The 13,962-nt window shown below is 61.4% G+C and carries 14 protein-coding genes; 8 read left to right on the top strand and 6 right to left on the bottom strand.

Going from position 1 to position 13,962, the window contains the following annotated elements:
* The first annotated feature begins 392 nt into the window (after positions 1–392).
* From OR16_RS04155 to OR16_RS04125, 8 genes are all read left to right on the top strand, one after another.
* A complete protein-coding gene (locus OR16_RS04155) occupies positions 393–968 on the top strand; it encodes an N-6 DNA methylase (RefSeq protein ID WP_006156710.1) in 576 nt (191 codons plus the stop codon).
* Positions 965–1,171 (top strand): hypothetical protein, encoded by a 207-nt coding sequence (locus OR16_RS43405; RefSeq protein WP_141639832.1) that lies wholly within the window; start codon positions 965–967, stop codon positions 1,169–1,171. Before OR16_RS04155 ends, OR16_RS43405 begins: the two co-directional genes overlap by 4 nt.
* A 429-nt stretch (positions 1,172–1,600) precedes the next feature.
* Positions 1,601–2,119, top strand: a complete 519-nt coding sequence (locus OR16_RS39515; protein WP_141639831.1) for a hypothetical protein — start codon at positions 1,601–1,603, stop codon at positions 2,117–2,119.
* Positions 2,120–2,212: 93 nt separating this feature from the next.
* Positions 2,213–3,049 (top strand): DUF932 domain-containing protein, encoded by an 837-nt coding sequence (locus OR16_RS04145; protein WP_006156708.1) that lies wholly within the window; start codon positions 2,213–2,215, stop codon positions 3,047–3,049.
* A 179-nt stretch (positions 3,050–3,228) separates the two neighbouring features.
* Positions 3,229–3,441 (top strand): hypothetical protein, encoded by a 213-nt coding sequence (locus OR16_RS04140; RefSeq protein ID WP_141639830.1) that lies wholly within the window; start codon positions 3,229–3,231, stop codon positions 3,439–3,441.
* A gap of 50 nt (positions 3,442–3,491) precedes the next feature.
* Entirely contained in the window at positions 3,492–3,854 is a 363-nt protein-coding gene (locus OR16_RS04135; RefSeq protein WP_006156706.1) for a GIN domain-containing protein, read from the top strand.
* 423 nt (positions 3,855–4,277) lie between these two features.
* Positions 4,278–5,855 carry a GapS1 family protein gene (gene gapS1, locus OR16_RS04130; RefSeq protein WP_141639828.1) on the top strand — a complete coding sequence of 526 codons (1,578 nt, stop codon included), beginning with the start codon at positions 4,278–4,280 and terminating at the stop codon, positions 5,853–5,855.
* A 715-nt stretch (positions 5,856–6,570) separates the two neighbouring features.
* Positions 6,571–7,146, top strand: coding sequence for a hypothetical protein (locus OR16_RS04125; RefSeq protein ID WP_043418353.1), 576 nt, complete (start codon positions 6,571–6,573; stop codon positions 7,144–7,146).
* 323 nt (positions 7,147–7,469) lie between these two features.
* Here OR16_RS04125 and OR16_RS39510 read toward each other — a convergent pair whose 3' ends face one another.
* The 6 genes from OR16_RS39510 to OR16_RS04095 all read right to left on the bottom strand — a co-directional run bounded on the left by OR16_RS39510 (position 7,470) and on the right by OR16_RS04095 (position 13,941).
* The gene (locus OR16_RS39510; RefSeq protein WP_141639827.1) at positions 7,470–7,841 is read right to left on the bottom strand and encodes a hypothetical protein; all 372 of its coding nucleotides are present in this window, start codon (positions 7,839–7,841) and stop codon (positions 7,470–7,472) included.
* A 26-nt stretch (positions 7,842–7,867) separates the two neighbouring features.
* Complete coding sequence (gene acnA / locus OR16_RS04115) at positions 7,868–10,501, bottom strand: aconitate hydratase AcnA (protein WP_043418352.1); 2,634 nt, start codon at positions 10,499–10,501, stop codon at positions 7,868–7,870.
* A gap of 138 nt (positions 10,502–10,639) precedes the next feature.
* The gene (locus OR16_RS04110; RefSeq protein ID WP_006156701.1) at positions 10,640–11,359 is read right to left on the bottom strand and encodes an ABC transporter ATP-binding protein; all 720 of its coding nucleotides are present in this window, start codon (positions 11,357–11,359) and stop codon (positions 10,640–10,642) included.
* Positions 11,356–12,105 carry an ABC transporter ATP-binding protein gene (locus tag OR16_RS04105; RefSeq protein ID WP_006156700.1) on the bottom strand — a complete coding sequence of 250 codons (750 nt, stop codon included), beginning with the start codon at positions 12,103–12,105 and terminating at the stop codon, positions 11,356–11,358. The genes OR16_RS04110 and OR16_RS04105 overlap by 4 nt, the downstream gene beginning before the upstream one ends.
* Complete coding sequence (locus OR16_RS04100) at positions 12,105–13,091, bottom strand: branched-chain amino acid ABC transporter permease (RefSeq protein ID WP_006156699.1); 987 nt, start codon at positions 13,089–13,091, stop codon at positions 12,105–12,107. Before OR16_RS04100 ends, OR16_RS04105 begins: the two co-directional genes overlap by 1 nt.
* Positions 13,084–13,941, bottom strand: coding sequence for a branched-chain amino acid ABC transporter permease (locus OR16_RS04095; RefSeq protein ID WP_006156698.1), 858 nt, complete (start codon positions 13,939–13,941; stop codon positions 13,084–13,086). The genes OR16_RS04100 and OR16_RS04095 overlap by 8 nt, the downstream gene beginning before the upstream one ends.
* Between the last annotated feature and the right edge of the window lie 21 nt (positions 13,942–13,962).

Here is a 13,962-nt window from a genome sequence, read left to right as displayed (position 1 = left end):
GCTGCGCGCTGCGCTTGCCGGGGCTGCGCCCTGCCGGCCGCGCGGCCGGCGCTCTTCAGGCGGTCCGTGCCCGCATAGGCGCTCGCCGCGCGGCGCTTGCCTGCAGCCGTTCATCCCTTCCTGGCCGCTGTGCCCCCTGACTTCCTCGTCCTGTTGCCGCGACCGGTAGCCGAGCGGCGCAGCACGCTCAAGGGCGCGCCGGGCCGTGTCCTCGCGTTGCTGCGGGCCGCACCACCCGGCGCTTCCTCCCTTGACCGCGCAACTCCGCCCGCCTGCCTCACACGCGGGACGAGGAACTCATGGGACTGGCGGCATAGCGCGAGAGTGCTGGCCGCTTCCAGCAAACCGAAACGCCGGGACTCGGAATCTTTGGGCCTGGCCGCAACGAAAGGATGATGATGAGCCGCAACAGCGCAGCACGAAAGCAAGCCCAGACCGCCAACGAGCATCAGCAGCAGTTGCTCTCCCGCATTCGCGCGTTCGGCTATGCGCACCGCACCGGCGATGTGTTCGCCGATTTCGTGGAGATGGCGGCGCTTGCCATGAGCAACGCCGTGGACTGGCACCAGAGGGAGGCCAGGGAGGCGCGCTATCTGGACCTGATCGGCAAGTACAGGCCAGAAGAGGTCGCGCGTTTCCCTCAAATGCTCGGCGCGCTGACGCTTGCCTATGAGGAGCGCGTGCAGCTGGGCGATTTTGGCGACCTGCTGGGCGAGACGTACATGCGGCTCAAACTAGGTAATGACCGCGCCGGCCAGTATTTCACGCCCTATCACGTGTCGAAGCTGATGGCCATGATGAACGTGGGCGATGGCAGCCCCCATATTGAGCAGTGCGGGTTCCTGACACTGCATGAGCCCGCTTGCGGCGCGGGCGGTATGGTGATCGCCTGCGCCGATGTGCTTCACGCGAGCGGCCGCAATCGCTGTTGCATATCCCAGCCATCGTCGTGCACGGGAACGCGTTGAGCGCCGAAGTGTGGGGCCATTGGTTCACGCCGGCCCACGTCCTGGGTGGGTGGGGCGCCCGGCTGCGCCGTCGCCGAACACCTCACTACCAGGAACAGCCGGTGCGCATAGCACCGGTGGTGCTGATGCCGCCGCCGGCGGCGATTTCCACTGAAAACGTCGGGAAGATCTTCAGCAAGGTCGATCAGTTGGCGCTGTTTTAGCACTGTCACTCCGTGCCGCCGACCTGGCGGCCGCCAGCACTGCGCGCTCACGCTTGCCAAGGCTGCGCCCGGCCGCCTAAGGCCGGCGATGGTTGGCACCGCTTGCGCGGCGAGGGGGCGCGTGTCCTGTCGGACCCGCGCTGTGGCGCCGGGGTAGTGGAAGACGTTTCGGTGCGCTCCATCCTTTTCCTTTCGTTCAAAGCGCGTTGGTACTGCCCTTCGGTTCCGCCTCTTTCCGTCGCATAGCACTGGGGCTGGCCAGCGCAAGGGTTCGCTTCGCCACGTCCTCGCCCGTTCGGTGCTCGCCTTCGGCTGCGCTCCGCATGCGGCCTCCGGGCGTGCCCTTGCACTGGCCAGCCCCAGTGCTCCCCATGCGCCGAGGCGGCTCCGAAGAGCAGTACCAACAGAACGAAAGGAAAAGGACGAACCATGAGCACACTGACCATCCACAACCCCGTCACCACCAACAACGCGGGCGTTCCCCCCGCACCCCCCGAGGCCCACCAAAGAGCAGGCACACCCCTCCCGATGCGTGGTTTGGCAATTCGCGCGGACTACGCACTCGCCAAGGTAATGCACGCGAGCTACGCCGATAGCGAGAACGAAGCACTGGACTTGTGCATCGCATTGTCCGATGCCCGGTGTCTGGGCTATCGCGACTACAACAATGAGGAATTCGATGTTCCGGTCATGTTCGCAGACGAGCCCGATCTTGTGAGCGCATGGCATGACGGCCAGGATCAGGCCACCCGCGCGCAAATGGACGCGTGGCCGCTCGCCGCCCGGCTGGTTTCGTACATCGAATCGCACAGCATCCCGGCGCGGGTACTTCCTGAAGGAAAGATTGCTGCGCTCGCTGTGGAGGTGGATCGCCACGGCCAAGTACGGGAGCAGTGGGAGAACGTCGAGCCGAATGCGAACGCAGTACGCGTGTGGCTTGGCTACTAACCACGTGTGACGAATGCCTGCGGGCATTCGTGCGGAATCCATGTCGGCAGTGCCTTGCCGCCATCTGATGCAGTCTTTACCGGAGAGATCAACATGCACCTCGGCACTCGTTTTGCTCGCTTTTCCCCCTCGCTGCAGTCGGCAGAACCGCTGACCGATGACCAGATTCGCGCGGTGGCGCCGTCGATCTTCGGCGACAACAAGCACGACAGCCGTTCCGAGCGCTACAGCTACATCCCGACGAGTTCGGTGCTCGACGAGTTGCGCAAGGAAGGTTTTCAGCCATTCATGGTCTGTCAGACCCGCGTGCGCAACGAGGACCGCCGCGAATTCACCAAGCATATGATCCGGCTGAGACATGCTGGCCAGATCGAGGCGCGCGAGGCCAACGAGATCATCGTTATTAACTCGCACGACGGCACCAGCAGTTACCAACTCATGGCGGGAATGTACCGCTTCGTTTGCAAGAATGGCCTGGTATGTGGCAACACGGTTGCGGACCTCCGAATCCCGCATAAGGGCGACATCGTGTCCGAGGTGGTGCAGGGCGCATATGACGTGCTCGACGGTTTCGACCTGGTGCGCGAGGTCAAGGAAGGTCTGCAGGGTGTGACCCTGGACGCTGGCGAACAGCAAGCCTTCGCACGGGCGGCGCTCGCACTGCGCTACGAGGAAAGGGAAGACGGTACGGCGTCGGCGCCGATTACTGACACGCAGCTGCTGACGCCGCGCCGCACGGAAGACGTGGCCAGCGACCTGTGGTCGACCTTCAACCGTGCCCAGGAGAACATGATTCGCGGCGGCCTGCGCGGGCGCAACGCAACCGGCCGGCGCGTGTCCACGCGCCCCGTACAAGGCATTGATCAGAGCATAAAGCTGAACCGTGCATTGTGGGTGCTGGCCGAGGAGATGCGCAAACTCAAGAACTGATCACCGGAACTCGCCCAGCGTCTTAGGCTGGGCACCAGATACCACACCATTGCCCAACGACTACCGAGCCAACCATGTCGAGAACCTTTCTTCAAGCACCCGCCACAACCCTGACGCAGGCCAGCCCGGCAGATTTCGAGAGCGCGACGCCGCGTTCGTACTTTACGGATGAGCGCCCCATGCGCGCTGTCAACGCGGTACACATGGCCGGGGCGCTCGAGGTGTACGTAAGACGCGGGCCGAGGCCCTCGCTCACCGTGGCGGCCGAGTACGAAGAGGACTTGCCGCGCGTGAAGACAAGCTTCTCCGGAGACATCCTGAAGGTGTACGGGGAGGCCAGGGCATCAGGATCAGTGGCAACATCATCAACGACGCCAGTCATACTGTGGTGATCAACGGTGTCGTAATGAATGGCAGGGCCACTGGGGGATTCCGCGGGCGCGTGGTGGTCGGAATCGTGCTGCCGGAGCTGCCTTCCATCTCCCTTTCCGGTGCTACCAAGGCTGTGTTGATTGACCTTGCACAGCCGTCGCTGGAAGTAGAGATCAGCGGCGCTGGCGACGTGCAAGCGAGCGGGACCGTTGATAGCCTGACCGTCGACATCTCCGGCGCAGGGTCGATCAATGCAAAACAGCTGATTGCGCGCGTGGCGAATGTACGCGTGTCTGGCGCCGGTGCCGTCCGCGCCTACGTGCGCGAGAGGGTGAGAGTTCGCGTTTCTGGCGCGGCGGACGCCAAGATTTTCGGGAACCCCACCGACCGCAATACCGAGGTGAGCGGCGTCGGCAATGTGAAATTCAAGTAGTCAGCGTATCCGCAAAAGAAAGGTCCATCGCCGAATTGCGGGATGGGTAGAGTCAAGCTGACAGCCTGGCGCAAGAATGAGGCAGATGGCCGAGTTCGACCCACTTCGGCCCATCGACCCGGCGAGCCTTCAATGACACCTTCCAAGGTAGAACGGTCGTTCGCCTAGCTATGCCGGCCGACAAGTACTCCGCCATCGCCGATGTTCAATATTCCACGGTTCAGCATTTAGCGAATGATCGCTCACCCTCCACCGCATAGGGGGCGGTTCGATATGGTTGATTCGATAGGTCCAAGCGAACCGAAATGGGGTGCGTGGATGGGAGCTGCTTAAAGCGCCCACGCGGGCCCCGTTGGCGTTCTGTGGCACACTTTCTCTTGCAAAAGGCCACGTCAGTACCATGAACTCCAATCCGCTAAGATTATGTCAATCTCAAATTCAAAACTTCCGGTGGCGTTTCAACTTGCCGGGTACGCGCAGGCAAATGCACCGAAGCCAAAGCTTGGCATCGATGAGGCATACAAGGGGATTCGAAACCGCCTCCGCAAGTACAGCGCAACTTCAATAGTCGAGGTCGCGCTAAAGATCCTTTGGGCGCCGCATGAGAATTTGGTTGACGAGGTGCGTCATGCGCCTTGGCTTACGCTTCTCATTGTCAAATGGGCCCTCCAGGACAATGGGGTTCAATTGCGTGTCGGACCGCCTATTTCAATTCAGGAGTTCGACCGTCTGCGACAGGACCTGTGGGACCTCCCCGATCTCGTGCGTGACGGAAATCGACCGACGAACGTGTTTTTGATGATGCGGTCGCTCATGCATGTACAGGTAGAGTTCCAGCGGAACGAGGGCTGGGGATTCCTCCGTTGGCCCGCCCTATATGCACGGCTTCCAAAGGGGCACAAGAGTCGGCAGCAATTCCGCGATGCGCTCGGAGTAGAGCCAAACGTGTTTCTCGACCTCGTATATGGTCTATATGCCGCCGTGCTAATTGGGGAGATGCCTTTCAATGGGGATTGGCTTTCGCCGTTCCGTCGGACATATGGTGCAGACGTTGATCGTGTCTACGACATCTTTGTACGTGATCTCATCAGCCTTCGCTGCGAACTTCAGAAGGATCAGGCGCAACGGATACGAGGTAGACATGAGTTGCAGGAATTCCCATACTTGAAGCGATTTCCGTTGCTGCGTCAACGTGATGGACGACTCCACTGCTGGCACCGTTTGGTGTTTGCGCGCGGTGTTGAAGAAGCCGTCCATCTCAAGCTATCGGAAGAGTTCGGTGAACACTACTCATTGTCATTCAGCCGCGTGTTTGAACAATACGTTACCGAGTTGGCTGCGGAAACGGGCAAGCCGCATTTGACCGAGGCGGAGTACAAGGCGAATATTGGAGGTGATGCGCCATCAGTTGAAGTGATCTTCGACGGGGATGATTGCAACGTCTTTGTTGAGGCGAAGATGAGCCTGTTTGCCGATGACGTGCTGCTACAGGACAACCAGAATGCCGCCTACACAAAGACCAAACGGGTCCGCGAGGGGATAGGCCAGGGATGGCGAGTTGGGAGGCTCTTGCGGGAGACAGCACAATTCGGCAATCGGTTCCACAAGGCTCAAGACTTCTTGCTCGTTGTCACCAGCCGCGAGTTGATTTTAGGTAGCGGAGAGATGCTACAGCGACTGTACGAACCGGATAAGTTCGACTATCCGGACGCGGAAGCCGCCGCCCGTATGCCTCTTACCAACGTGTTTGTCCTCAGCATCGAGGACTATGAATGCCTTGTAGGATGTATGAGGGCAGGGGAGGTGGATATTTCCGTTCTGCTCAAGAAATCTTCTGAGGCGAACAAGGATGGTGCTACAGCTCGCCTGTTTTTCTCAGACTTCCTAAAGGAGTACACGAACAAGTGGACGCAACCGACCCTAGTTACCAAGGCTCGCAATGAGGCTGAAGAGAGGATGCTGGAAGTCTTTGAGAATATGGGGGAGCAGCCAAACGCTTGACGCTACCCTGAGGCTGGATGTCCGATTTCAGAGAGAAGCTGTCGCATCAATGTCCGCCTGAGACCACATTCAATTGACGCATTGTGGCCGGGAAGCGACCTCTGCCAGTGCCGGGCCGGTCGCGATAAAGTCGTTGCGAAGCTATGGGCCGTCTTCCTATGCGTCTTTGACAGATGACGCAGGCAATTATGTGCACGTTGCAGGTGGCGGCGTCTCCTGCATGATTGAGCATTTCGAAGTTGACGGGGAAAGGCGATGGAGGGCATTCCATGACAAGCCCAGTCCAGTGCGTCCGGACGGCACGATTCTAGTGTTCGGTGCGGGCAGCATTTCCATGCGCTCGGATGAATGGTTCATGTCTGACCAGGTAGCGGAAATATTTCTAGCGTTCCTGAGCGATGATCCATTTCCGCCATCTGTTTATTGGAGGCCAGCACCGGGGTTTTAGCCGCGCCCTTTCGTTTTTGTGCACCCGGCGACCCACTCGCGGTCGCCGTCAACCTGTCCTACTGCTGGCGACGGACCTGATTGTCGACGATCTGGCCAGCGATGTCCGAAGGCCGTTCATGGCCGCGAGCGACCGACTGTGGCAACGACCGTGGCCGACCCGCAGGGAGGGGCCCGGTTTGCGGAAGCGGACACTGGCGAGCAGCGCTGACGACGCCTGATGCTGCTATGCCACAATGGCAACACCTCGGACTGCCCGCGACGACGTATGACTCCCACTCAACTAGCCATCAACGCAGCCCGATCCAGTTCGTTGATGACGGCTTTTCCGGAGGCGCTCCGCTCCGACGTGAGTGTCGTCGCGGATTTGATCCGAGGTAGCGACGCAACCCATCCTGGATTGCCGGTCATTGTTCGAGGCGAATCGTTCAATATCCCATATCGGATTCACCACGATTCCGATGAAATGCTGTTCGCATGCCTGAACGAAACTCAAGCGATCGTATATGCGTGCGTGCTAACGAGACACCATGATGGGCATATGCGCCAGCGCCAGATTGAACGGCTGGTCGCGTCATCTGAACCTTGGGTGGCACCATTCGTTATGCAACTCTGCGGCGAGTATGTCATTGAGATTCTCGATGCTATCGAGGCGCACTTGCCGTCCATGGATCAACACACCTACGGAGCGTTCTTCCGAGAGAATTCACTTTTTCTTCAAAGGACGCGCGATCGCATGATTAGCTACTGGGATTGCTACTACCGTTGGCTATACAAGCGAGAGCACGACTATGTTGGGTTCCGATTATTCGATCGGTTCCGGGAATGGAGTGCTGCCGCCTAAACCGAACCTCCACTAGCGATTGTCAACGATTCTCGTCACCGGATCGAATGTCCCTTCCTGGCCGACAGCGGTCGTGCGCTGTCCCGGCGCCGAACCCGGGCTTCTGGACCATACCTCTGGAGCAGCCGCGCCCCCATCGAGCTGCAGGGCAATCCTGCCAATTCCAGATTTCTAGTCCAGCAAAAGCGCACGTAGTCCAGCTAATTCCGGTTCCCTACATCAGCGCGTTCGGGTGCCCCGCTCAACCCTAATTCGTTCACATGTTCACGATTTGACATAACCTTTATTCGGCGTCTTTGAGACAGACAGATCTCCTGCTACGTCTAGCTATGCACGCATGCCTCGTGGCGTACGGAGGCTCGCCGGGATGCCGACACTCGCCGCATGCCCGCCCAAAACAACGCGCGGACATCTCTCGCATCGTCGGCGCCGGCCGCCTCGATGCATCGGACGATATGACGCTCCGGAATAATGCCCAACTCCAGGGCCGCACCGAAACAGACCAGCAGCTCGCGACCGGTGAACGCACTCATCCAGGCGTCCAGCACCGATTCAAGCTGCTCGGCATATAGTTGCCGACGATCGGCACATTGCGCGAACGTGCGCTTGTCCGCCTCGCGGGCCAGCGCACGGACTTCCCACATCAGGTCGCTCAGCCGGGACAGCGGTGTGCCCGCCCGGTTGGCAAGTCGCAAGGTCTTGCCGCTGCGCCCTCTCATGATTAAGGGTTGGTGCGAGGTTCAAGCAAAAGCTTGTCGAGAACGCGTCCAAGCATGCCTCCTGACGTCAGCCATTCTGCCTCCACCACGGTGTCGATCCGGCAAGCAAGCCGCATATGCTTCACGAGCGCCCCGTCTGTATTGCGTATCGTGAGGGTCAGTTCTCCGCCCGGGCGCAGTGCACTGGGAAGCCCGCCGAGATCGAGCGTCTCGTCGCCTGTGAGCATGCCGCCAAGATCCTCCTCTGTCTCCAACGGCAGTATGCCGAAAGCCAGCAGGTTGGCGCGATGAATGCGCTCGAAGCTGTTTGCAATCACCGCGCGAACGCCGAGCAGGCGCGTCACCTTCGCGGCCCAGTCTCGCGCGGATCCGCCACCGTAGCGCGCTCCCGCGATGACGATAGTCGGGACCCCGCGCTTGGCATAGACCTGCGCCGCCTCGTGAACCGGGACGACATCGCCATCGGGAAGCAAGCGTGTGAATCCCCCTTCGGTGTCTGAAAGCAGGTGGTTGCGCAGGCGCGGATTCGCAAAACCTCCCCGCAGCATGACCTCGTGGTTCAGCCGCCGGGCGCTAAACGTCCCGTAGCTGGCCGCTGCAATGCCCTGCTCCTGCAGCCACCTGCCCGCTGTGGAAGTGGCGGAGATTCGGGAGACGGGGGAAATATGATCCGTGGTGATCGCATCGCCAAGGATGAGCAGTGGCCGGGCTCCCACGATGTCTGCTGAGAGCAAGGGCCTTTTGACCGCTGTTTCAAGGAACGGAGGCCGGCGGATATAGCCGGCACGCCCTTCCCACGGGTATTGGGCGCTGTCCGCGCTGGGGAGCGCATCCCATTCAACCGATCCCAGCTGCCACACGCGCCGGTTGGCAGCAAAGTGCGACTCGAGCTGAATGCCCTCCAGCACCGCGTGCACGTCTTCCGGGGCTGGCCAGATATCGGACAGCCGGACAGCGGCACCTTCTGGAGAATTGCCCAGCGGAGCTGACGACAGATCCACCGCGAGATTGCCGGCCAGCGCGTACGCCACCACAAGCGCCGGCGATGCCAGATAGGCGGACCGCACGGCCGGATGGATTCGCCCTTCGAAGTTGCGGTTGCCGGAAAGCACGGCGGCAACGGACAGCCTCTCGTCCTTCACGCGGGCTTCCACGCCGGGAAGCAGAGGTCCGGAATTTCCCATGCAGGTGGTGCAGCCGTGGCCGACAACGTGAAAGCCCAGCGTATCGAGATGCCGCTGCAGTCCTGCCGCGCTGAGCAGCTCGGACGCGACACGGGAACCTGGCGCAAACGAGGTTTTGACCCAAGCTGGCACACGCAGGCCTCGCAAGACCGCGTTCCTTGCCAAGAGCCCGGCCGTGACGAGGGCCTCGGGATTGGACGTATTTGTGCAGGATGTGATGGCCGCAAGCACCACCGCACCATGCGTCAAGGCTCGTCCCATCTCCGCGGACACGATCGTCGCCGGCACCTCCGACAGGGTCCGGCACTGTTGAGGCAGGGACGGGCCAGCCACCGCTGCCACAACCGAACCAAGATCGAAGTCGATCACTTTGGTGAAGCGAGGTTCGGGATCCGAAGCCTCACGGTACATGCCCTGCGCGCGAAGGAACCGCTCCACCAGCGTCAAATGTTCCCGCGGCCTGCCAGTTCGCCGAAGATAGGCCAGCGTTTGCGCGTCCGGCGGGAAATAGGCCATGGTGGCGCCATACTCGGGCGCCATGTTGGCGATGCTCGCACGATCGGGCACCGACAGCATGCCGAGTGCCGGCCCGCAGAACTCCACCACGCGTTGCACCAGATCGTGTTCACGAAGGGCGGCGGTCAGCGTGAGGGCGAGGTCGGCTGCCTGGACGCCAGGTTTCAGCTCACCGGTCAAGCGTACGCCGATGACGTCGGGTATGCGCATCACGGTGGGCTCGCCGAGCAGCGCCGCCGTCGCCTCGATACCGCCCACTCCCCAGCCGAAGACCGAAAGGCCGTTGACCATGGTGGTGTGGCTGTCCGTGCCGAGCACCGAATCAAATCCCAGGAGTTCGGGGTTGTCTGCCGTGTTGGCACTGACCAGGTCAGAAAGCACCTCGAGGTTGAGCTGATGGCAGATTCCGATGCCCGGCGGCGCGATGCGCAGGTTGGGGAACCGTTGGGCCGCCCACTTGAGGAATTCATAGCGCTTGCCGTGCCGTTCGAATTCCAACTGAAGGTTGGTGGAAAGAGCCGCGTGCGTACCAGAGGCGTCTACCTCCACAGCGTGGTCGACCACCAGAGCGGCTGGCAGCTTCAGCGAAATTCCGGTGCCCCGCTGCGCCCGGACTTCTTCATCTAGCGCGGCCAGGTCGGCGAGCACCGGCAGTCCGGCCGCATCCTGCATCAACACGCGGGCAGGCATGAAGCCTACGCTGTGGGCACTCGACCCAGTCAGCGGCCATGCACCGAGCGCCAGGATATCCTCCTGGCGTACGACCTCGCCATCTTCATGGCGAAGCAGATGCTCGGCCAGCACGCGCAGGCTGTAGGGCAAGCGCGTGAGCGCGCCGGCACCGTTTCTCTCGGCTTCCACAATGGACATGCAAACATAGCCTTGCGTGCCGGGAAGCGTTGTCCTGCATCTGAAGCTGTCTCGGGATGAGCGCACGGGTTGTCTCGTTGTGTTTTGTTATGCGGTGTCGTGCCAAGCTCGCGCTCTAGCATAGAGTTGTTCGCGAGCGAGCGCGGGCTCGAACGCCGGCGTAAGCGCCGGCATCCCGGCATACTTACGTCTGAGAAGTGAGTGTTACGCGTGAGCGCCGACGTCAAGCCCGAGCAGGCGCTCCAGGATGGTCGGATCGTCGTCCAGCGCCGCCGTCGGTCCTTCGAACACCACGTGGCCCTCCTCGAGGATGTAGTGTCGCGAAGCCAGCGCTCGGCAGACGGCAAAGGTCTGTTCCACCAGCACGATCGAAACGCCGGACCGGCCGACACCTGCAATCAGCTCGACCAACTCATCGACGATCACCGGCGCCAGGCCTTCGGTCGGCTCGTCCAGCAGCAACACCTTCGGTCCCTGCATCAGCGCCCGGGCAATGGACAGCATCTGCTGCTCCCCACCGGACAAGGCGCCTCCGAGGTTCTTCCGCCGTTCCTTGAGCCGGGGGAAGCTCGCATATGCGCTCTCTAGCGTCCAAGTCGAGTGCTTGCGCCTGGCAATCTTCAGGTTCTCCTCGACCGACAGCAGCGCGAATATGCCCCTGTCCGCCGGCACCAGCGCGATGCCAAGACGCGAGATCTCGTCCGACTCCAGGTCGCTGATGTCGACCCCGTCGAGACGGACCGTGCCCGCGGTCTTCTGCAACACGCCGACGATGGTATTCAGCGTTGACGTCTTCCCCATGCCGTTTCGTCCCATGAGACTGACGACCTCTCCCCGACCGACTTGCAGCGAGACGTCCTGCAAGGCGATGCTCTTGCCATATGCGGCTTGCACACCGCGGAGCGCGAGTAGTTGCGCTGTCATACCGAACTCCCGAGATAGACCCGCTTTACGTTCGCGTCGTGTCGAATCTCCTCAGGGGAGCCTTCGGCAATGACATTCCCCTGGAACATCACGGTGATGCGGTCGCTGATGCCCATGACGACGTGCATATTGTGCTCGACTAGCAGAATGCTGTAGCTGGCCTTCAGCTGTAGCAGCAGTTCCGAGACGCGCGGGACGTCGGCCAGGCCAAGGCCAGCCATCGGTTCATCGAGCAGCAGCAGCTTGGGCTTGGCCACCAGGCACATGCCGATCTCCACCAGCCTCTGCGTGCCGTGTGAAAGTGCGCCAACCGGCGTGGCGGCATGGCGAGCCAGATCGAGCTCCACGAGTACCTTGTCGGCGATCCCATGTTTGCCGGCCTCCGCGCTCCATGTGCTCCAGAAATGCAGGGACCGGCCGGCCTCATATCCCAGTGCGGCAAGACGCAGATTATCCAGCACCGAGCTTTCGGGGAACAGGCTCGTCACCTGGAAGCTGCGCGCCATGCCGAGCTTCACGCGTCCATGTGCCGGCGAGCGCGTAATGTCCTTGCCGTCGAACTCGATGGAGCCGCGCGTGGCGGGCAAGCGCCCGCTCACGATATTGAAGAAAGACGTCTTACCCGCACCATTTGGTCCGATCAGGGAGTGAAGCGAGTTTGCCTGCAGGTCGAGGTCGACCTTGCCCACGGCGGTGAAGTTGCCGTAGTCGAGGCCCAGGCCCCGGGTGGTCAGGATCGCGGTCATCACGCAGTCTCCTTGCTGCTCAGGTGCGCGCCGCCCGCCTTCCGTTTCTCGCGGGGCGTTCGCCATTGGGAAAAGATCCCACCAATGCCACTCGGTGCGAAGAGGACGGTCACAATCAGCACGAAGCCGACGATCATCTGCCACCGCGGCCACAATTGCGATAGCTGTTCTGCCATCAGGGTCATCAGCAACGCCCCGAAGGCGGCGCCGAGCAGCGACCGCTTTCCGCCCAGGATGGCCATGATCAGGATCGTCTCCGACATCATCAGGTCGATGTTTGACAGAGGTGCGGAGCGCAGCTGGATCGCATACAGTGCGCCCGCTAGCGCGGTAACCGAGCCGGATATGACGAAGGCGAGCAGCTTGAGTCGTAGAACGTCGTAACCCGCCATCTGAGCACGCGTTTCGTTCTCCCGCACGGCATCGAGTACCCGGCCGAACGGCGAGCGCACGACCCGGCGCAGGAAGGCGAAGGCAAGGACGAACACCACCGACACGACCAGATACTGACTCTGCGATTCCGAGAGCACGCCATCCAGGCCGGCGCCGAGACGAGGAATGTCGAGCAGGCCGTTCTCTCCGCCCGTCACGTCCGGAAACGAGAGTGCCGCGAAGAAAGCCATCTGGGCCATCGCCAGTGTGATCATGACGAAGTAGATGCCCTTCTGCCGGATGCTCAGCATGCCGATGACCAGGGCCGCCACCGCGCCGGCTGCCGCACAGAGCACAAGCACGCTAAGGCCCAGGCCGGGATGGCTCCGCAGCAGGACACCTGCGGCATACGAACCCACGCCGAAGAACGTTCCCTGTGCAAAGCTCAGCAGGCCAGCGTAGCCAAGCATCAGGTTGCAGGCCCCCGCGGCGATCCCGAAGATCATTACGACGACCGCAGTGGTGGCGGACCCCGACATCAAAGGCAAGGCGAGTGGCAAGGCCAGCAGCGTCAGGTAAAACGCCCCGGCCGACTTTGAGAAGGTATTAAGCACGGCCGAAGAGTCCTTTTGGCATCAGAAGAAGAACGACAACCATCAGAAGGAAGATGGCAAGGCGCGCCCCCTCCGGCCAGATGGCGCTCATCATGCTTTGCGTGACGCCGATGATCAGCCCGCCGACCAGCGGCCCGCTAAAGCTGCCCATGCCGCCGATGACGACCACCACGAAGGCAATGACAATGGCTTCCAGGCCCATGGACGGATCGGCACCGCGCAGGGGAACCGCCAGACCGCCGGCAAGACCGGCCAGGCCTGTTCCTAGTCCGAAGGCGATCGCATAGACCCGCGACACCCTGGTACCCAGCAGCTTCAGCATCTGCGGCCGCTCGTTGCCCGCGCGAACCCTCGCTCCGAACATCGTTCGCTCGAACAGCCACCAGAGTGCCGCCCCAATCACTCCGCAAACGATGACGATGAAGACCCGATAGCTTGGGATGGGATAGGGTCCAATCATCAGCACGCTGCTTAATGACTCCGGCGGCGCCACGCGCTGGGACTCGGGGCCAAAGAGATAGACCACGGCTTCGGTCAGCACGAACGTCAAGCCGACGGTCACGAGGATCTGCGCCTCGTGCGACATCTTGTACGTTCGCCGGAGCAACCAGCGTTCAGCGGTCAAGCCCAAGCTGGCCACGCAGACGAACGAGGCAACGAGGCCCAGCGCAAAACTCCCGGTTACCTGGCTGGTGAAAAAGGCCGCATAGGCACCGACGAGAAACAAGGCACCGTGTGCGAAGTTGACGAATCCGAGGAGACCAAAAATGATGCTCAGCCCGACCGACAGCAGGAAATAGATCATGCCGAGGCCGAGCCCGTTTAAGGCTTGGAAGACATAGATGTTCATAGCGAAGACTCCGGCTATGGC

This window comes from Cupriavidus basilensis OR16, assembly GCF_000243095.1.
Classification (GTDB): Bacteria; Pseudomonadota; Gammaproteobacteria; order Burkholderiales; family Burkholderiaceae; genus Cupriavidus; species Cupriavidus basilensis_D.
Note: the sequence above shows the minus strand (reverse complement) of the source record. Positions and strands in the feature narration are given on the sequence as shown.